Genomic DNA, 17,959 nt, shown 5'->3' with positions numbered 1-17,959 from the left:
CTGCAAGCCAGCCAAACCGGCGAAAACAACGCCAGGCATCGTGGAAATCGCTCCGAACGATGCCGTTCTTGCGCCCCGAAGCCTCGACGTCATCAAACCAGCCCGCTTCGCCAGAAATTACCCGGTTTTTGCGGGTCTCCAGCTCACCGCCGGCTTTCGCGCCCGGCACGCGCGGGTGCTGCTGTTCGATCCGACCAACGGCGCGTCGGCCGCCTACAACCCTCTGCTCGAAATCCGCAAGGGCGCCTGGGAAGTGCGCGACGTGCAGAACGTCGCCGACGTGCTGGTGGACCCGGAAGGCTCGCTGGAGAAGCGAAACCACTGGGAGAAGACCTCCCACGCCTTGCTGGTCGGCACGATCCTCCATGTCCTCTACGCCGAGGCCGACAAGACGCTGGCGGGTGTCGCCGCCTTCCTGTCCGATCCCCGCCGCCCGATCGAAAGCACCCTATGGGCGATGATGACGACGCCGCATTTGGGCGAGGCGGGCGTCCATCCCGTCGTCGCTTCGGCCGCGCGCGAGCTGCTCAACAAATCGGCCAACGAACGATCGGGCGTGCTCTCGACCGCCATGTCGTTCCTCGGCCTCTATCGCGATCCCGTCGTCGCGCAGGTCACGCGCACCTGCGAGTGGCGGATCAAGGATCTGGTCGAGGGCGAGCTGCCGGTGACGCTCTACCTCGTCGTGCCGCCGTCCGACATCTCGCGCACCAAGCCGCTCATCCGCCTCATCCTCAACCAGATCGGCCGCCGTCTCACCGAAGACCTGAAGGCGCGGCAGTCGCGCCACCGGCTGCTCTTGATGCTCGACGAGTTTCCCGCGCTGGGGCGGCTCGACTTCTTCGAGAGCGCGCTGGCCTTCATGGCCGGCTACGGCATCCAGAGCTTCCTCATCGCCCAGAGCCTCAATCAGATCGAGAAGGCTTACGGGCCGAACAACGCGATCCTCGACAACTGCCATGTGCGCGTGTCGTTCGCCACCAACGACGAACGCACCGCCAAACGCATCTCGGACGCGCTCGGGACCGCCACCGAAATGCGCGCGATGAAGAACTACGCCGGCCACCGGCTCTCGCCCTGGCTCGGGCATCTGATGGTCTCGCGCTCCGAGACGGCGCGGCAGCTCCTCACGCCCGGCGAAATCATGCAGCTCCCGCCCGACGACGAGATCGTCATGGTCGCGGGCATCCCACCGATCCGGGCGAAGAAGGTCCGCTACTTCAAGGACCGGCGGTTCACGCAGCGGGTGACGTCGCCGCCCGACAGCAATGTCGGCGGCGGCCCGCCGCGTCCCGACGACTGGAGCGGACTGGCGCCGATCGAGGCGCCGCCGATGCCCGAGCCGATCGAGCATGAATCTCCCAAGAAGCCGAAGAAGAAAAAGGCCGCCAGGAAGGCGGATGCCGAGGACGATGCCGCCAACGCGGACCTGCGCCGCGAGCCGGCGCTGGAGCGCCATATCGACATCGCGCCGACGCCCCGGCCGGCGCCCGCCAACGAGTTCGAGCTGGACGAGCCGGACCCCGATAGCGACGCGGCGCGGCAGGCGACGGTGCGCCGCCAGATGCAGCGCGTGGCCCGGCAGGCGTCGCTCGATCCCGACGACGGCATCGAGCTATGAGCACCAAGACTCCGCTGTCGGTCTATCTCGACCCCGAGCTGATGCGCGCGCTCGCCGCCTATGCCGACCGCAGGGACAAATCCCGCTCGCTGATCGCCGAGGCGGCCATCGCATCCTTCCTGTCGCCCGACGCCGATGAGCAGCGCGAGGCCGCCATCGCCAAGCGCCTCGACAAGCTGGACCGCCGCATCACCCGAATGGAGCGCGACACGGGGATCGGCGTCGAGATGATCGCGCTGTTCGTGCGCTTCTGGCTGTCGAACACCCCGCCGCCGCCCGAGAGCGAGCGGGCCGCGATGCGCCGGCAAGGCGGCGACCGCTACGACGCCTTCATGGATGCGCTCGGCCGCCGACTCGCGAAGGGGCCGAAGGTCAGACAAGAAATCGGTGAGGACTTTGGCGGCCAAGAAGAATGAGCTGACTACGCCAGTTATTGTCTTTCTACGCCAGACTACGACGACCACATTTACTTGTTGAAGGACGGTCTTTTCTGTCTCTCTTGATGTGCCCCTGACGCCGGGCGGCGGTTCGCCTGGCCCTCATCAGGGGCTTTTTCTTGTCCATCCAACCGATCCGTTCCTTGGGGGAAACACGCGGCGCACGGATGCTGCGCACGGCGCTGGGGCCGTCGATCGCGGCCTGGCTCGACGATCCCGCCGTGATCGAGGTGATGCTGAACCCGGACGGACGGCTCTGGGTCGATCGGCTCGGCGAAGGCATCAGCGACACCGGCATGACGCTGGCCGCCGCGGACGGCGAGCGCATCATCCGTCTGGTCGCGCACCATGTAGGCGTCGAGGTTCACGCCCGATCCCCGCGTGTCTCGGCCGAGCTGCCCGAAGGAGGGGAGCGGTTCGAGGGGTTGCTGCCCCCCGTCGTCGCCGCGCCCGCCTTCGCGATCCGCAAGCCGGCCGTCGCCGTCTTCACGCTCGACGACTACGCCGCGGCCGGGATCATGTCGCCGGCCGAGGCCGCGGCGCTGCGCGATGGCGTGCAGACACGCGCCAATATCCTTGTCGCGGGCGGGACCGGCAGCGGCAAGACCACGCTGGTCAACGCGCTCCTCGCCGAAGTCGCCAAGACCACCGACCGCATCGTCCTGATCGAAGACACGCGCGAGCTTCAGTGCGCCGCGCCGAACCTCGTCGCCATGCGGACCAAGGATGGCGTCGTCACGCTGTCCGATCTCGTGCGGTCCAGCCTGCGGCTGCGCCCCGACCGCATCCCCATCGGCGAGGTGCGCGGCGCCGAGGCGCTCGATCTCCTCAAAGCCTGGGGCACCGGCCACCCCGGCGGCATCGGCACCATCCACGCCGGGACCGCGCTCGGCGCGCTGCGCCGCATGGAGCAGCTCATCCAGGAGGCCGTGGTCACGGTCCCCCGCGCGCTGCTGGCCGAGACCATCGACCTGATCGCGGTGCTGGTCCGCGACGGACACGGCCGCCGCCTCGCCGAGCTGGCCCGCGTCGAGGGGATCGACGCCGCGACCGGCGATTACCGCCTGACCCCCCTCGCACCCCCCAACCTCGGAGACGCACCATGATCCATGCCCTTCGGCATGGCGCACGCCGCGCCATGCTCGCCGCCACCGCCAGCGTCATCGCGCTGGCCATCTCGGCACCCGCCCATGCGGGCGGATCGTCGATGCCGTGGGAAGCCCCGCTGCAATCCATCCTCGAAAGCATCGAGGGGCCGGTCGCGAAAATCATCGCGGTCATCATCATCATCGTCACCGGCCTGACCCTGGCGTTCGGCGACACCTCGGGCGGCTTTCGCCGGCTGATCCAGATCGTCTTCGGCCTGTCGATCGCCTTCGCCGCGTCGAGCTTCTTCCTGTCGTTCTTCTCGTTCGGCGGGGGGCTCGTCGTCGCATGACGGGCGCGGCCGATCCCGTCGAGCCGATCGCCGGCTATTTCGCGCCGGTCCATCGGGCGCTGACCGAGCCGATCCTGCTCGGCGGCGCCCCGCGCTCGCTGGCGATCGTCAACGGCACGCTGGCGGGCGCGATCGGCCTCGGCCTGCGGCTCTGGATCGCCGGACTGGCGATTTGGGCCATCGGCCATGCGCTCTCCGTATGGGCCGCGCGGCGCGATCCGCAGTTCGTGGACGTGGCCCGCCGGCACCTCCGCTATCCGGCGTGGATGCGGCCATGATGAGCCTGCGCGAATACAGGAATCGCGCCGCCCACCTGGCCGACTTCCTGCCCTGGGCCGCGCTGGTCGGCGAGGGCGTCGTTCTCAACAAGGACGGCAGCTTTCAGCGCACGGCGCGTTTTCGCGGCCCCGATCTCGACAGCGCCACGCCTGCCGAGCTGGTCGCCACCACGGCGCGGCTCAACAACGCGCTGCGGCGGCTCGGTTCGGGCTGGGCGATCTTCGTTGAGGCACAGCGCACGCCCGCGCTCGACTACCCGGAATCCACGTTCCCCGATCCGGTCTCGGCGCTCGTGGACATGGAGCGGCGCGAACAGTTCCGCGAGGAAGGCGCGCATTTCGAGAGCGCCTATTATCTCACCTTGCTGTGGATGCCGCCGGCCGAAGAAGCCGCGCGCGCCGAAGGTTGGCTCTACGAGGGCCGATCCACCTCCGGCGTCGATCCGTGGGAGCTGCTCAAGGGCTTCGCCGACCGCAGCGACCGCGTTCTCAATCTGGTCGAAGGCTTCGTGCCCGAGGTCCGCTGGCTCGATGACGGCGAGACGCTGACCTATCTGCACAGCACGATCTCGACCCGGCGCCAGCGTGTGCGCGTCCCCGAGACGCCGATGCACCTGGACGCGCTGCTCGCCGACGAGCCGCTGACCGGCGGGCTCGAACCGCGCCTGGGCGACCATCATCTCCGCACGCTGACGATCACGGGATTCCCCAGCGTCACCTTCCCCGGCCTGCTCGACGAGCTGAACCGGCTCGCCTTCGAGTATCGCTGGTCCACCCGCGCGCTGATGCTCGACAAGACCGACGCGACCAGGCTGCTGACCAGGATCAGGCGGCAATGGTTCGCCAAGCGCAAATCGGTCGCGGCCATCCTCAAGGAAGTCATGACCAACGAGGCGTCCACGCTGCTCGACAGCGACGCCTCGAACAAGGCCGCCGACGCCGACACGGCTCTGCAAGAGCTGGGCGCCGACTATGCCGGCATGGCCTACGTCACCGCGACGGTGACGGTGTGGGACCGCGATCCCGCCATTGCGGCCGAGAAGCTGCGGCTGGTCGAGAAGGTTATCCAGGGCCGCGACTTCACCGTCATCCCCGAGGGGATGAACGCGATCGAGGCATGGCTGGGGAGTCTGCCCGGCCACACCTACGCCAACGTCCGGCAACCGCCGATCTCCACCATCAATCTCGCCCACCTGATCCCCCTGTCAGCAGTATGGGCGGGGCCGGAACGGGACGAGCACTTCGGACAACCCCCCTTGCTCTACGGCAGGACCGAAGGCTCGACCCCGTTCCGGTTTTCCCTTCACCCCGATGGCAGCGATGTCGGCCACACGCTGATCGTCGGCCCGACCGGCGCGGGCAAGTCGGTGCTGCTCGCGCTCATGGCGATGCAGTTCCGCCGCTACGAGAACGCCCAGGTCTTCGCGTTCGACTTCGGTGGCTCGATCCGCGCCGCCACGCTGGCGGCGGGCGGAGACTGGCAGGATCTCGGCGGCGGGCTATCCGACGACGGCGACGGCGACGGCGGCGTCCAGCTACAGCCGCTCGCCCGTATCGACGATCCGGCCGAGCGCGCATGGGCGGCCGAATGGCTGGCGGCGATCCTCGCCAGCGAAGGCGTTACGGTCGATCCCCAGGCCAAGGAGCATATCTGGTCGGCGCTGGGCTCGCTCGCCAGCGCACCGCAGGCCGAACGCACGCTGACCGGGCTCGCGGTCCTCTTGCAGAGCCAGCAGCTCAAGCAGGCGCTCGCGCCCTATTGCATCGGCGGGCCGTGGGGCCGGCTGCTTGACGCCGAGGCCGAGCGGCTGGGCGAAGCCGACATGCAAGCCTTCGAGACCGAAGGACTGGTCGGCGCCGGCTCGGCCGCCGCGGTGCTCTCCTATCTGTTCCATCGGATCGAAGGGCGGCTGGACGGGTCGCCGACGCTCATCATCATCGACGAGGGCTGGCTGGTCCTCGACAGCCCGGACTTCGCCGCGCAGCTTCGCGAGTGGCTGAAGACGCTGCGCAAGCGCAATGCCAGCGTCGTCTTCGCGACGCAGAGCCTCGCCGACATCGAGACGTCGAGCATCGCGCCGGCCATCATCGAGTCCTGCCCGACACGCATCTTCCTGCCGAACGAGCGCGCGGCCGAGCCGCAGATCGCGGCCATCTACGAACGCTTCGGGCTCAACGCCCGGCAGATCGAAATCCTCAGCCGGGCGACGCCGAAGCGCGACTACTACTGCCAGTCGCGGCGCGGCAACCGCCTGTTCGAGCTGGGGCTGGGCGAGGTCGCACTGACCTTCGCCGCCGCGTCGTCGAAGACCGGCCAGCTCGCCATCGCCGACATCATCGAGACCCACGGCCAGGCCGGCTTCGCGGCCGAATGGCTGCGCCATCGCGGCTGCGCCTGGGCTGTCGAGCTTCTTCCCCCCGATCCGCAACGCCAACCCCAGCAGGAGCTACCTCTATGACCGGATTCCCCCTGCGCCGCGCCATCCTGGCCGGCGTCCTCGCCAGCGCGGCCGTCGTGCCGATGATCGCGCCCATGCCGGCCTACGCGCAATTCGGCGGCATCGTCTATGACCCGACCAACTATGCGCAGAACGTGCTGACCGCCGCGCGGTCGCTCCAGCAGATCAACAATCAAATCCAGCAAATCCAGAACCAGGCGACCAGCCTCATCAACGAGGCGCGCAACCTCGCCAGCCTGCCGCTCTCGACGGTGAGCACGCTCCAGCAGCAGATTCAGCAGACGCAGCAACTGCTCGGCCAGGCGCAGCGCATCGCCTTCGACGTGCAGGACATCCAGCAGGCGTTCAACGGCCGCTACAAGGGCGCGGCGCTGACCGGCGATCACGCGCAGATGGTCGCCAACGCCAATGCCCGCTGGGAGGATAGCGTCGGCGCCTTTCAGGATGCCTTGCAGGTGCAGGCCGGCGTCGTCGGCAACATCGAAGGCGCCCGCACGACGATGGACAGCCTGGTCTCGGCCAGCCAGTCCGCGACCGGCGCGCTTCAGGCGACGCAGGCCGGCAACCAACTCCTCGCGCTGCAATCGCAGCAGCTCTCGGACCTGACCGCCGCCGTGGCGGCGCAAGGCCGGGCGCAGGCGCTGCAATCCGCCCGCCAGGCGGCCGAGGAGGCCGAAGGGCGCGAGCGGTTCCGCCGCTTCATGGGCAACTGAGACGCGCCATGTCGCGCACGGCGAAGATCGCAGGGGTGGCGGCGCTGGCCGGGCTGATGATGACGGTGGCGATCGTCGCCGCCGTCCAGCCCGATGAGCCTGCGCCCGCGCCCCCGCTCGTCCTGCCGGCGGACGAAGGCCAGGCCAGGCTCGCCCGCGAGCTGGATCGCTGCGCCTCGCTCACCATGCCGGATAGCGGCTGCGAGGCGGCCTGGGCCGCCAACCGCCGCCGCTTCTTCCGCCAGGACGAGCCCCCGCCCGCGATCGAGCGCGGCAGCGACACGGCGCCGGATGAAGGCGCCCGGCCATGAACGACACCGGCGTTATCGACAATTTCCTCAACGTCTTCACCGGCTACATCGACTCAGGCTTCGGCCTGCTCGGCGGCGAGGTCGCGTTCCTCTCGACAACGCTGATCGCCATCGACGTGACGCTCGCCGGTCTGTTCTGGGCCTGGGGCGCGGACGAGGACGTGCTTCAGCGCCTCGTCAAGAAAACGCTCTACATCGGCACCTTCGCTTTCATCATCGGCAATTTCTCGCTGCTCGCGACCATCGTGTTCGAGAGCTTCGCCGGGCTCGGCCTCCAGGCCAGCGGCGGGGCGATGACGATCGACGAGTTCATGAAGCCCGGCACGATCGCGGCGAAGGGGCTCGAAGCCGCCAAGCCGCTGCTCGATGCGGCGGGGCAGTTCTCCAGCCTTTGGGCCGTGTTCTCGAACCTCGCGCTGATCCTCGTGCTGCTGCTCGCCTGGGTGATCGTGGTGCTCGCCTTCTTCATCATCGCCGTGCAGGTCTTCATCACGCTGATCGAGTTCAAGCTGGTGACGCTCGCCGGCTTCGTCCTGCTGCCCTTCGCCTTCTTCAACAAGACCGCCTTCATGGCCGAGAAGGTGCTGGGCCATGTCGTCTCGACCGGCATCAAGGTGCTGGTGCTCGCCGTCATCACCGGCATCGGCACCACGCTGTTCAGCCAGTTCACCGGGGCGGCTCTCGGCCCCGCGCCCGACATCAATCAGGTCATGGCCATCGCGCTCGCCGCGCTGTCGCTGCTGGGCCTGTCGATCTTCGGACCCGGCATTGCGAACGGCATCGTCTCGGGCGGGCCGCAGCTCGGCGCGGGTGCGGCGGCCGGGACCGCGCTGGCCGCAGGCGGCGCGCTGGTCGGTGGCGCGGCCGCCGCACGGCTTGGCGTCGGGACCGCCGGTTCCGCCCTCGGCGCGGCCGGCCGGATGACCGGCGCCGCCGCGCGGGGCGGCGCTCAGATGGCTGGCGGCGCGACCAGCGCCTACAGCCTCGGCTCGTTCGGCAAGAGCGGCGCGGGCGCTGTCGCGGGCGGCATGGCCGCGGTCGGCCAGGCGGCGGCGGGCAGCGCGGCGAGCGCCGTCCTTTCGCCGCTGCGCGCGGCGGCCGTCAAGGGCGGCGCGGCGATGAAGTCCAACTTCCGCTCCGGCGCCCGCGCCGGGTTCACCGCCACCGGCGGCACGATCACCGGCGGACCCGCGCCCGCCGCCCCGGCGGCCGCGCCCGCTGGCGGTTCCGCATCGGCGGGCTCGTCGGCCCAGCCTGAATGGGCCGCCGCGATGAAACGTCGCGAGGCCGTCAGCCACGGCGCGACCGTCCTCGCCCACACCATGAAGGCTGGCGACAGCCACGGCGGCGGCGCCGGTCCCGACATCAAAGAGAAGGACTGACCTCCCATGTTCCGACGCCCCACCATCCGCTATGGCCAGACCCCCGAACCCACGACACCCTATCAGCGCGCAGCCCAGCAATGGGACGATCGCATCGGCTCCGCGCGCGTGCAGGCGAAGAACTGGCGCCTCGCCTTCTTCGGCGCACTGGCGCTCTCGGGCGGCCTTTCCGCCGGTCTCGTCTGGCAATCGGCGCGTGGGCATATCGTGCCCTGGGTGGTGCAGGTCGATCGGCTCGGCGAGGCGCAGGCGGTCGCGCCCGCCGAGGCCGGCTATCGCCCCACCGATCCGCAGATCGCGTTCCACCTCGCCCGCTTCATCGAGCAGGTCAGGGCGATCCCGGCCGATCCGGTGATCGTCCGCCAGAACTGGCTGCGCGCCTACGACTTCACGACCGATCGGGGCGCGGTGGCGCTCAACGACTACGCCCGCGCCAACGACCCCTTCGCCAATGTCGGCCGGGTGCAGGTCGCGGTGGACGTGTCGAGCGTGATCCGGGCCTCGCCCGACAGCTTCCGCGTCGCCTGGACCGAGCGCCGCTATCAGGACGGGAGCCTCGCCGCGACCGAACGCTGGTCGGCCATCCTCACCATCGTCGTGCAGCCGCCGCGCACGCCCGACGCCCTGCGCAAGAACCCGCTCGGCGTCTTCGTCAACGCTTTGAATTGGTCAAGGGAGCTGTCGCAATGACGCACACGCCATTTCGCCGTTCCGCCTCGGCGGTCCTGCTTGTCTCCGCCACCGCGCTCGCCGGCTGCGCCACCACATCGGCGAAGCCGCCCGCGATTCGCTATGACGACCCGCCGCGCGAGATCGCGGCGACGCCGGCCGCGGAACCACTCCGCGCCGTCGAGGTGGTGACGATCCCCGAACCCCTGCCGTTCCCCGGCCAATTGAAGCCGGTCGCGGCCGGGGCGGCGACTGCCGAGCACGCCGATCCACGCAGGCGCGTCGGGGCCGCCAACGCCGCCGCCCGCGTGCAGCCGGTGCGTGACGGTTTCCTCAACGCCATCCAGCAATATCCCTGGACCGACGGAGCGCTCTATCAGGTCTATGCCGCGCCCGGCCAGGTGACGGACATCGCATTGCAGGAAGGCGAGAAGCTCGTGGGGCCGGGGCCGGTCGCGGCCGGCGACACCGTGCGCTGGATCATCGGCGACACGGTGAGCGGCGGCGGCGCGACGGCCCGCGTGCATATCCTCGTGAAGCCCACGCGGCCCGACCTTTCCACGAACCTCGTCATCAACACCGACAGGCGGACCTATCATCTGGAGCTGCGCGCGACGGCTTCGACCTACATGGCGTCGGTCTCGTGGACCTATCCGCAGGACCAGCTCATCGCGCTGCGCAGCGCCAATACCGCAGCCGCCGCCTCGGCCCCCGTCGCGACCGGCCTCGACCTCGCGGCGCTCAATTTCCGCTACCGGATCGAGGGCGACCGCGTGCCGTGGAAGCCGGTGCGCGCTTTCGACGATGCCGCCCAGGTGTTCATCGAGTTTCCGGCCGGGATCTCGCAGGGCGAGATGCCGCCGCTATTCGTGACCGGCGCGGCCGGTGATGCCGAGCTGGTCAATTACCGCGTGCAGGGCCGCTACATGGTGGTGGACCGGCTGTTCGCCGCCGCCGAGCTGCGCCTGGGCGACCGGCGCAGCGAGCAGCGCATCCGCATCGTGCGCGACGACGGACGCAGGGGGCGGCCGTGACCGATCCGGCCGACAACTCCCCGCCCGAGGCGGCCGCACCGCAAGCGCCGCGCCCTGATCCGCAAGCCTTCCAGCTTCGCGGCGACCCGCCGCGCGTCATGCGCCTGTCGCGCAAGGCGCTGGCCGCCATCGGCGTCGTCGCCGGCCTCGGGATCGGCGGCTCGCTGATCTATGCGCTCAAGCCGGCAGGCGAGAAGGAGGCGAAGGAACTCTACAGCACCGACAGCCGCGCTACCTCCGAGACCATCACATCGGGACCGCGCGACTACAGCCAGGCGCCGAAACTCGGCCCGCCGCTTCCCGGCGACCTCGGCGGCCCGATCGTCTCGGCGCAGCAGCGTGGGGAGAATGTCCCGGTCCCGCCCGTTGGCGCCCAGCCCGATCCGCGCGCCCAGGCCGAGGAAGCCGCCCGCCAGCGCATCAGCCAAGAGCGCGACGCGGCGCGCATGAGCGGCGTGTTCCTCGGCGGCAGCAGCACCGGGGCCGCTGCGATGCCTTCGTTGCCGAACCTCGCAATCGCAACGCCCGACGCTACCGCTCCGCAGCCGGCCGAGGCCGCGCAGGGCGACCAGGCCGCCAAGCGCGCCTTCATGGCGCAGGCGTCCAGCCAGCGGACGGTCAGCGTCGAGCGCCTGACCGCGCCGGCCTCGCCCAACATCGTGCAGGCGGGCAGCATCGTGCCCGCGGCGCTCATCACCGGCATCCGCTCCGATCTCCCCGGCCAGATCACTGCCCAGGTGACGGCCAACGTCTATGACAGCCCTACCGGCCGCATCCTGCTCATCCCGCAAGGGGCGCGGCTGATCGGCGAATATGACAGCGAGATCGCCGCCGGGCAGACTCGCGTGCTGCTGGCATGGGATCGGCTCATCATGCCGGACGGCCGCTCGATCGTTCTCGAGCGCCAGCCCGGCGCCGATGCGGCCGGCTATGCCGGCTTGCAGGATCGCGTGAACCAGCATTGGGGCAATCTGCTCAAGGCGGCTGCCGTCTCGACGCTGCTCGGCGTGGGGGCCGAGCTGGGCGCGGACAGCGAGGATGACCTGACTCGCGCCCTGCGCCGCGGGTCGCAGGATACCATCAACCAGACCGGCCAGCAGATCGTGCGGCGGCAGCTCAACGTGCAGCCGACACTCACCATCCGGCCCGGGCATCCGTTGCGCGTGGTTCTGACCCGCGACCTCGTATTGGAGCCGGTTGGAGGCGCACGATGAGCAAATTGAAGCTGGGGCCGCTTCCCGACGAGAAGCCGATAAAGGCCACGGTGGACATTCCCGCTGCGGTATATCGCGAGCTGACCGCCTATGCGGAGGCACACGCGGCCGAGACGGGCAGTTCGCCTGTGCCGCCCGAGAAACTGCTAGTGCCGATGGCCATTCAGCTCATGGCGACGGACAGGGGCTTTCGCCGGTGGCTCGCGCAGCGGAAGTGAGAGCGCGCCGCCTGCCGTCAGTTGCCCATGAACTTCTTGAACCGCTCGCGGCCTTCCGCCTCGATCACCGCTTGCTCGGCGTTGGCGCACTCGTCGCCGCGCGCCGTTCCTTCCGCGCATTGCGCCACGACCTGCCGGGCTTCATCGAGATGCGCCGCGAAATACTGCATCCCGCGCGGCTCGGCCGGCGTCGGCGCGGCGACTGGCGGGGCGGCCACGATCGCCGCCCGTTCGACGGGCACGATCACCGGGCGCAGGACGAAACCCGCCCCGAACCCGATGATGAGCGTGACCAGCACGATGATGAGTGTCTTTCCTTGCGTCATGACGGCTCCTTTCCCGGTTGCTGAGACAGTGGTTGCGGCCCAGGCATGGACGGCATCGAATAGCGGGCGGTGACGAACTCAAGAAACCGGCGCAGCACCGGATTTTCATTGTCCTCGCGCCAATAGCCCGAGAAGCCGATCCGCGTGTGCCCGTTGGCCTCGTGGACCTCGCGGAAGACCACGCCGGGGACGTGGATGCCGAGCGCCGATTCCGCGACGATCGAGATATACCCGCCGAGCGCAATGACGCTCAGCACAGTGTCCCGCCTGATGTCGTCCATGTCGATCTCCGGTGAGTAGCCCGGCATCCCGAGCTTGCCGAGGAGCATGTTGCGCGTCTCGGGACCGGGATCTTGCTCGGTGAGCAAGAACCGCTCGCCGGTCAGGTCGGTCCAGTGGATGCGTTCGCGGGTCGCAAGCGCGTGGCTTTCGGGCATCGCCACCAGGATGCGCTCGCTCCAGAACGAGCGGCTCATCAGCCCTGGATGCGGCGCCTCGCCGATCATGATGGCGATGTCGAGCAGCCCGTTCTCGATGCCGGCCAGCAGCATCTCGCGGTCGCGCTCGAACCCGCGCAGCTTCACCTCGGAATGGCGCTCGCCGAACTTGCTCAGGGTCGCGCGCAGGTTTCCCGCCGAGAAGGACGTGTAGAAGCCTACCGCCAGCTTGCCGGCATGGCCGTTGGTCGTGGCGCTGACCCAGGCGTCCAGCTCGTCCCACTCCTTCATGATCCGCTTGGCGACCCGCAGATAGGTCGCCCCGTCCGCCGTCAGGGTGGCGCCGCGCGTCTTACGGTCGAACAGCGCCATGCCCAGCCGCTTCTCGGTTTCGAGGATGTAGCGGCTCAGCGTCGGCTGCTTGATGTTGAGGTTGCGCGCCGCGCGGCTGAAACTCCCTGCTTCTGCGGCTGCTATTAGATAGCGAAGCTGCCGTAGCTCGATCACTCATCTTCTCGCTTCAGTTTACGCTGGTTCCTGATCAATGGATCGATTCGAGGCCAATGGCAGAGCTCAAATCACCGCCGCACTGCCCGCTGGTGCATATTGCATTCTAGGCGTTGATCGAGGTGGGAACATTACTGTGATTCAGGCTCGGCCACGCTCACAATATGAATCAGGAGCCGGGCCAACAACGCAGCTCAACCAACCACGGGTCATCTTCCATACATTGCGAACAATGACTGTCTCCATTCCGGCACTTCCCATCTTGCAACCGCTACACATCGCAGATAGATAGTAATAGATTACTCTCTTTAGAAAGCGCAAGCAATGAGTGACCGCTCCAAGTATCTTCCAGCGGACGAACGTCGAGCGGCAACCGTGGAGGCGGTGGTCGACCTGGCTGCAGAACAAAACCCAAGTGACATCACAACGACGGCCATCGCGCAGCGAATGGGGCTGACCCAGGGGGCGCTGTTCCGTCATTTCCCGACCAAAGACGCCATCCTGGAGGCGGTGATGTCCTGGGTGACCGACCGTTTACTCGCCCGCGTCGACAAGGCCGCGGAAGGGGCCGCGTCTCCGAAGGCCGCCCTTGAAGCGGTCTTCATGACACATATCGATTTCGTGTCTGACCACCCGGGCGTGCCACGAATGCTTTTCGGGGAGTTGCAGCGGCCGGGTGAGACTCTTCCCAAGCGCATGGCCCAGACGCTGATCCGGCACTATGGAGAGCGGCTTCGTGGCTTGCTCGAGGCGGGAAAGGTGCGAGGCGAGTTGCGTGCCGACCTCGATCCGGATGCCGCCACCACCCTGTTTATCGGCACGATCCAGGGGCTCGTCATGCAATCGATGCTGGCGGGCGATGTAACCCATATTCGTCGCGATGCTCCCGGCGTGTTCGCTATATATCTGCGCGGAATCGGAGCAGTGCAATGAAGCGCATCCGCCTGCCCGGCATTCCCAAGCGGGTCTTTATTATTGTCGCTGTCGTCGCAATAATCGGGATCGGATGGGTCTGGATGCAGCGTGGCAGCCATGACGACGAGGCTCTGCGCCTCTATGGCAATGTCGACATTCGCGAGGTTCAACTCGCCTTCCGGCAACCCGGTCGTGTTGCGCAGATGCACTTCGATGAAGGAGATCACGTCGAAGCGGGTGCGCGCATGGCTGTCCTCGACGCGCAGCCGTTCGAGGAAGGTGTGGCTGCGGCCGATGCGTCCGTGGGTGTTGCTCAGGCGGACCTCGACAAATTGCTCCGCGGCCTGCGCCCTCAGGAGATCGTCCAGGCGCGCGAGGCACTCAATCAGGCTTCGGCTGTCGCCAGAGATGCGGAGCGCAATTTCAATCGTCAGAGCCAATTGCTCGCCTCAGGCGCCGCCAGTCAAAAGACGGTCGATGCCGCCCGCACCGCGCGCGACCAAGCCGTCGCCGGCGCCAATGCGGCCCGGGCCGCCTATTCACAAGCCACAGAAGGCTTCCGCAAGGAAGATGTCGCAGCGGGGCAGGCCCGCCTCGCCGCCGCACAAGCGGCACGGGCGCAAGCCGCCACTGCGCTTGCCGATACAGTGCTGCTTGCGCCGCGCACCGGCACCGTGATTGCCCGCGTGCGCGAACCCGGCAGCATGGTTGTTAGCCAGACCCCGATCTACAGCGTGAGCCTTGATGCGCCGGTTTATGTGCGTGCCTATATCGGAGAACCGGATCTGGGGCGCATCGCGCCCGGGATGCGGGTTCGCGTCCATAGCGACTCGTCCGACAAGGTTTATCAAGGCCAGATCGGGTTTATTTCACCGCGCGCCGAGTTCACGCCAAAAACGGTAGAGACCACGGATCTGCGCACGGATTTGGTCTATCGCCTGCGGATCGTGGTCACCAATGCGGATGCCGCGCTGCGCCAGGGCATGCCGGTGACCATCGACGTCGATGCCGGGCCAGCATCCAGCGCGCAGGCCAAAGGCCGCTGACATGGCGTCCGGTAGCGCAGCATCGGACCCGCCACCTGCCCCGCTGGATGAGGTCGCGGTCGTCATCGATGGGGTGAGCAAGCATTTCGGCGGCGTGCAGGCATTGCAGGATCTGAACGCACAGATCCGGTTTGGCCGCCTGACCGGGCTGGTTGGACCGGACGGTGCGGGCAAGACAACCCTGATGCGTATCCTGACGGGTCTGCTGGCGCCGAATAGCGGCCGCGCCACGGTGGCGGGCTTTGATGTGGTGGACGACAATGACGCCATCCATGCCGCAACCGGTTACATGCCGCAGCGCTTTGGTCTCTACGAAGACTTGTCGGTCATGGAGAATATGCGGCTCTATGCGCAGTTGCGCGGCATGGATGCCGACCGAAACGGCGAGTTGTTTTCCGAATTGCTCGACTTCACGCGTCTTGCCCCCTTTACCGGGCGTCTGGCGGGCAAGCTGTCCGGCGGCATGAAACAGAAACTCGGCCTGGCCTGCGCACTGATGGCACGGCCTGCCGTTCTGCTTCTGGATGAACCGAGCGTCGGCGTCGATCCCGTCAGCCGTCAGGAATTGTGGCGCATGGTGCAGGCGCTGACCGACGAGGGCATGGCTGTGGTCTGGTCGACCGCCTATCTCGACGAGGCCGAACGCTGTGACAGCGTGCTGCTATTGAACGAGGGGCGGCTTGCCTATGATGGACCGCCGGGAGAACTGACCGGGCGCCTTGCCGGCCGCAGCTTCCGTCTGGAACAGGTTGGCGATCAGCGCCGGGCCGTGCTGGCCGAGGCGCTGGACCTGAGCAGCGTGGGCGATGGCGTGATTCAGGGCAGCGGTGTTCGCATCGTGTTGCGCCCCGGTGCGGGAACCGGCCAGATAAGTGCTCTTGCCGATCGGATCGCGGCGCAACTCAAACCCGTGCCCGCCCGCTTCGAGGATTCCTTCATCGATCTGCTTGGCGGCGGCCCCGGCGGCACATCGGCCCTTGCCGAGGGGCTGCCGCCTATCCGGCTTGAATCGGATATCGCCGTTTCCTGCCGGAACCTGACCAAACGCTTCGGCGATTTCACGGCCACCGACAATATCAGCTTCGAGGTGGGCAAGGGCGAAATCTTCGGCCTGCTCGGGCCGAATGGCGCTGGCAAATCGACCACCTTCAAGATGCTGTGCGGCCTGCTCAAACCCACCAGCGGTGAGGCGCATGTGGCGGGGCTTGATCTGCGCCGCGCGACCGGGGCGGTCAAAGGTCAGCTTGGCTATATGGCGCAGAAGTTCTCGCTCTATGGCTTGCTGTCCGTGCGACAGAATCTGGAGTTCTCCGCTGGCGTCTATGGTCTGGACGGCGCGACGCAGCGGGCGCGGATCGAGGAAATGATCGAAATCTTCGGCTTGCAGCCCTGGCTGTCGTCAGCGCCGGACTCTCTGCCGCTCGGATACAAGCAGCGCCTGGCGCTGGCCTGCGCGGTGATGCATCGCCCGCCGGTGCTGTTTCTGGATGAGCCGACTTCGGGCGTCGATCCGATTACGCGGCGGGAGTTCTGGACCCACATCAACGGCCTTGCCCGCAAGGGCGTGACTGTGATGGTCACCACCCATTTCATGGACGAGGCGGAATATTGCGACCGGGTAGCGATGCTCTATCGCGCCCGGCTGATCGCGCTGGACACGCCGGACGCTCTCAAACGCGGTGCCGCCAGCGATGCCCGGCCGGACCCGACCATGGAAGACGCGTTCATTCATCTGGTCGAAGCCGAAGATCTCGCCGATGTCGCCCGTAGCGAGGTCGCCGCATGAACGACGCGGATGGATCGCGCCGGGATCGCCGAATGCCGCCGGAGGCCATGCGCCGCTTCGACCCGAAACGCCTTTGGGCGCTGGTGGTCAAGGAGAGCCTGCAGGCGGTCCGCGATCCGTCCACGCTGCTGATCGCCTTTGTCCTTCCGGTGGTCCTGCTGCTTCTGTTTTCCTATGCGGTGTCACTGGACGTGCGGGCAGTGCGTATCGGCGTCGTGCAGGAATCCGAATCTGCCTCGGCGCAGTCACTGGCCGCCGCATTCGCCGGAACCCGTTATCTGGACGTGACTTTCGCCCATGATCGGCGCGAGGTGTCCGACCGGGTCGTTTCGGGCGAATTGCGCGGATTTGTAGTCATTCCGCAGGATTTCGAGCAGCGCCTGGCCGATCGCGGCGCGCGGCCCCTCGTACAGATCATCGCCGATGGCTCGCAGCCCAATACCGCCAACTATGTCACCAACTACGCACAGGGCGTCGTCCAGACTTGGCGGGGCGGCCTCGGTATCGAGGCATCTCAGGCGGGCGTAACACTGGAGCCGCGATACTGGTTCAACGCCGAACTGGAGAGCCGCCGTTCGCTCGTGCCCGGCGCCATCGCCATCGTCATGACCATCATCGGCACCATGTTGACCGCACTGGTGGTAGCGCGCGAGTGGGAGCGCGGCACGATGGAGGCGGTACTCTCCACGCCCGCATCGGTCGCGGAAATCCTGATCGGTAAGCTCCTGCCTTATTTCGCGCTCGGGATGCTCGCCACGCTTGGGGCCACGGCGCTGGCGGTCTTTGCGTTCGGCGTGCCGCTGCGCGGGTCACTGGCCGCACTCCTTTTGCTTTCGGCGACATTCATGGTGCCTGCGCTGGGCCAGGGACTGCTGATCTCCTCCATCACCCGCAATCAGTTTCTGGCCGCGCAGATTGCCTTGTTCTCGGGCTTTCTGCCCGCATTCATGCTGTCGGGCTTTCTGTATGAGATCGACGCCATGCCGGCGCCGATCCGGGCTATCACCTGGTTTATCCCGGCGCGCTATTTCGTTTCTTCCTTGAAGACCGTGTTTCTGGCCGGGGACATCTGGGTGGTCTTTGTGCCGAACCTGCTGGCGATGGCTGCCATCGGCTTTCTGTTTTTCGTCCTGGCAAAACGCGCCACGCGCAAGAATCTGGAGTGAGG

At 67.6% G+C, this 17,959-nt stretch carries 18 protein-coding genes and 1 pseudogene; 17 read left to right on the top strand and 2 right to left on the bottom strand.

All coding sequences use genetic code 11. The features are described 5' to 3' along the window. Positions 1 to 142: 142 nt before the first annotated feature. The 13 genes and pseudogenes from traG to CAF53_RS09680 form a co-directional block, all read left to right on the top strand. Positions 143 to 1,621: pseudogene (gene traG / locus CAF53_RS09740) on the top strand (IncP-type conjugal transfer protein TraG); the annotation flags it as partial. Beyond that, positions 1,618 to 2,037 (top strand): ribbon-helix-helix protein, CopG family, encoded by a 420-nt coding sequence (locus CAF53_RS09735; RefSeq protein ID WP_012049875.1) that lies wholly within the window; start codon positions 1,618 to 1,620, stop codon positions 2,035 to 2,037. The pseudogene traG and the gene CAF53_RS09735, both read left to right, overlap by 4 nt. 140 nt (positions 2,038 to 2,177) lie before the next feature. Continuing rightward, a complete protein-coding gene (trbB, locus tag CAF53_RS09730) occupies positions 2,178 to 3,164 on the top strand; it encodes a P-type conjugative transfer ATPase TrbB (RefSeq protein ID WP_012049876.1) in 987 nt (328 codons plus the stop codon). Next, positions 3,161 to 3,496: a TrbC/VirB2 family protein gene (locus CAF53_RS09725; protein ID WP_100237963.1), complete on the top strand. Its 336-nt coding sequence runs from the start codon at positions 3,161 to 3,163 to the stop codon at positions 3,494 to 3,496. Before trbB ends, CAF53_RS09725 begins: the two co-directional genes overlap by 4 nt. After that, a complete protein-coding gene (locus CAF53_RS09720) occupies positions 3,493 to 3,774 on the top strand; it encodes a VirB3 family type IV secretion system protein (protein ID WP_012049878.1) in 282 nt (93 codons plus the stop codon). The genes CAF53_RS09725 and CAF53_RS09720 overlap by 4 nt, the downstream gene beginning before the upstream one ends. Next, complete coding sequence (gene trbE / locus CAF53_RS09715; RefSeq protein ID WP_012049879.1) at positions 3,771 to 6,233, top strand: conjugal transfer protein TrbE; 2,463 nt, start codon at positions 3,771 to 3,773, stop codon at positions 6,231 to 6,233. Before CAF53_RS09720 ends, trbE begins: the two co-directional genes overlap by 4 nt. Then, on the top strand, positions 6,230 to 6,946 hold the full coding sequence (gene trbJ, locus CAF53_RS09710) for a P-type conjugative transfer protein TrbJ (RefSeq protein ID WP_012049880.1): 717 nt from the start codon (positions 6,230 to 6,232) through the stop codon (positions 6,944 to 6,946). Before trbE ends, trbJ begins: the two co-directional genes overlap by 4 nt. An 8-nt stretch (positions 6,947 to 6,954) precedes the next feature. Beyond that, a complete protein-coding gene (trbK-alt, locus tag CAF53_RS09705; RefSeq protein ID WP_012049881.1) occupies positions 6,955 to 7,257 on the top strand; it encodes a putative entry exclusion protein TrbK-alt in 303 nt (100 codons plus the stop codon). Beyond that, entirely contained in the window at positions 7,254 to 8,639 is a 1,386-nt protein-coding gene (trbL, locus tag CAF53_RS09700; RefSeq protein ID WP_012049882.1) for a P-type conjugative transfer protein TrbL, read from the top strand. Before trbK-alt ends, trbL begins: the two co-directional genes overlap by 4 nt. A gap of 6 nt (positions 8,640 to 8,645) precedes the next feature. Continuing rightward, complete coding sequence (trbF, locus tag CAF53_RS09695; RefSeq protein ID WP_012049883.1) at positions 8,646 to 9,329, top strand: conjugal transfer protein TrbF; 684 nt, start codon at positions 8,646 to 8,648, stop codon at positions 9,327 to 9,329. Then, positions 9,326 to 10,342 carry a P-type conjugative transfer protein TrbG gene (trbG, locus tag CAF53_RS09690; RefSeq protein WP_012049884.1) on the top strand — a complete coding sequence of 339 codons (1,017 nt, stop codon included), beginning with the start codon at positions 9,326 to 9,328 and terminating at the stop codon, positions 10,340 to 10,342. The genes trbF and trbG overlap by 4 nt, the downstream gene beginning before the upstream one ends. After that, positions 10,339 to 11,556 carry a TrbI/VirB10 family protein gene (locus tag CAF53_RS09685; RefSeq protein WP_012049885.1) on the top strand — a complete coding sequence of 406 codons (1,218 nt, stop codon included), beginning with the start codon at positions 10,339 to 10,341 and terminating at the stop codon, positions 11,554 to 11,556. Before trbG ends, CAF53_RS09685 begins: the two co-directional genes overlap by 4 nt. Then, positions 11,553 to 11,774, top strand: a complete 222-nt coding sequence (locus CAF53_RS09680) for a DUF2274 domain-containing protein (protein ID WP_012049886.1) — start codon at positions 11,553 to 11,555, stop codon at positions 11,772 to 11,774. Before CAF53_RS09685 ends, CAF53_RS09680 begins: the two co-directional genes overlap by 4 nt. A gap of 17 nt (positions 11,775 to 11,791) precedes the next feature. Here the strand turns inward: CAF53_RS09680 and CAF53_RS09675 are convergent, their stop codons facing one another. Both CAF53_RS09675 and CAF53_RS09670 read right to left on the bottom strand, forming a co-directional pair. Beyond that, the gene (locus CAF53_RS09675; protein WP_012049887.1) at positions 11,792 to 12,100 is read right to left on the bottom strand and encodes a hypothetical protein; all 309 of its coding nucleotides are present in this window, start codon (positions 12,098 to 12,100) and stop codon (positions 11,792 to 11,794) included. Then, a complete protein-coding gene (locus tag CAF53_RS09670) occupies positions 12,097 to 13,044 on the bottom strand; it encodes a LysR family transcriptional regulator (protein WP_012049888.1) in 948 nt (315 codons plus the stop codon). The genes CAF53_RS09675 and CAF53_RS09670 overlap by 4 nt, the downstream gene beginning before the upstream one ends. A 324-nt stretch (positions 13,045 to 13,368) precedes the next feature. Between CAF53_RS09670 and CAF53_RS09665 the strand changes: the two genes are divergently transcribed. The 4 genes from CAF53_RS09665 to CAF53_RS09650 are packed head-to-tail and all read left to right on the top strand — an operon-like array spanning position 13,369 to position 17,957. After that, positions 13,369 to 13,977 (top strand): TetR/AcrR family transcriptional regulator, encoded by a 609-nt coding sequence (locus CAF53_RS09665; protein ID WP_012049889.1) that lies wholly within the window; start codon positions 13,369 to 13,371, stop codon positions 13,975 to 13,977. Further along, on the top strand, positions 13,974 to 15,005 hold the full coding sequence (hlyD, locus tag CAF53_RS09660; protein WP_012049890.1) for a secretion protein HlyD: 1,032 nt from the start codon (positions 13,974 to 13,976) through the stop codon (positions 15,003 to 15,005). Before CAF53_RS09665 ends, hlyD begins: the two co-directional genes overlap by 4 nt. A 1-nt stretch (position 15,006) precedes the next feature. After that, on the top strand, positions 15,007 to 16,791 hold the full coding sequence (locus CAF53_RS09655) for an ATP-binding cassette domain-containing protein (RefSeq protein ID WP_037505522.1): 1,785 nt from the start codon (positions 15,007 to 15,009) through the stop codon (positions 16,789 to 16,791). Continuing rightward, entirely contained in the window at positions 16,788 to 17,957 is a 1,170-nt protein-coding gene (locus tag CAF53_RS09650; protein WP_049771264.1) for an ABC transporter permease, read from the top strand. The genes CAF53_RS09655 and CAF53_RS09650 overlap by 4 nt, the downstream gene beginning before the upstream one ends. The last annotated feature ends 2 nt before the right edge of the window (positions 17,958 to 17,959 follow it).

Source organism: Sphingobium sp. LB126 (genome assembly GCF_002795205.1).
GTDB classification, from domain to species: domain Bacteria; phylum Pseudomonadota; class Alphaproteobacteria; order Sphingomonadales; family Sphingomonadaceae; genus Sphingobium; species Sphingobium chungbukense.
Note: the sequence above shows the minus strand (reverse complement) of the source record. Positions and strands in the feature narration are given on the sequence as shown.

What these genes read in the sequence shown, in the direction of transcription:
- CAF53_RS09735 (WP_012049875.1), top strand. Translation starts at nt 1,618, where the DNA reads ATGAGCACCAAGACTCCGCTGTCGGTCTATCTCGACCCCGAGCTGATG.
- CAF53_RS09725 (WP_100237963.1), top strand. Translation starts at nt 3,161, where the DNA reads ATGATCCATGCCCTTCGGCATGGCGCACGCCGCGCCATGCTCGCCGCC.
- CAF53_RS09720 (WP_012049878.1), top strand. Translation starts at nt 3,493, where the DNA reads ATGACGGGCGCGGCCGATCCCGTCGAGCCGATCGCCGGCTATTTCGCG.
- trbE (WP_012049879.1), top strand. Translation starts at nt 3,771, where the DNA reads ATGATGAGCCTGCGCGAATACAGGAATCGCGCCGCCCACCTGGCCGAC.
- trbJ (WP_012049880.1), top strand. Translation starts at nt 6,230, where the DNA reads ATGACCGGATTCCCCCTGCGCCGCGCCATCCTGGCCGGCGTCCTCGCC.
- trbK-alt (WP_012049881.1), top strand. Translation starts at nt 6,955, where the DNA reads ATGTCGCGCACGGCGAAGATCGCAGGGGTGGCGGCGCTGGCCGGGCTG.
- trbL (WP_012049882.1), top strand. Translation starts at nt 7,254, where the DNA reads ATGAACGACACCGGCGTTATCGACAATTTCCTCAACGTCTTCACCGGC.
- trbF (WP_012049883.1), top strand. Translation starts at nt 8,646, where the DNA reads ATGTTCCGACGCCCCACCATCCGCTATGGCCAGACCCCCGAACCCACG.
- trbG (WP_012049884.1), top strand. Translation starts at nt 9,326, where the DNA reads ATGACGCACACGCCATTTCGCCGTTCCGCCTCGGCGGTCCTGCTTGTC.
- CAF53_RS09680 (WP_012049886.1), top strand. Translation starts at nt 11,553, where the DNA reads ATGAGCAAATTGAAGCTGGGGCCGCTTCCCGACGAGAAGCCGATAAAG.
- CAF53_RS09675 (WP_012049887.1), bottom strand. Translation starts at nt 12,100, where the DNA reads ATGACGCAAGGAAAGACACTCATCATCGTGCTGGTCACGCTCATCATC.
- CAF53_RS09665 (WP_012049889.1), top strand. Translation starts at nt 13,369, where the DNA reads ATGAGTGACCGCTCCAAGTATCTTCCAGCGGACGAACGTCGAGCGGCA.
- hlyD (WP_012049890.1), top strand. Translation starts at nt 13,974, where the DNA reads ATGAAGCGCATCCGCCTGCCCGGCATTCCCAAGCGGGTCTTTATTATT.
- CAF53_RS09655 (WP_037505522.1), top strand. Translation starts at nt 15,007, where the DNA reads ATGGCGTCCGGTAGCGCAGCATCGGACCCGCCACCTGCCCCGCTGGAT.
- CAF53_RS09650 (WP_049771264.1), top strand. Translation starts at nt 16,788, where the DNA reads ATGAACGACGCGGATGGATCGCGCCGGGATCGCCGAATGCCGCCGGAG.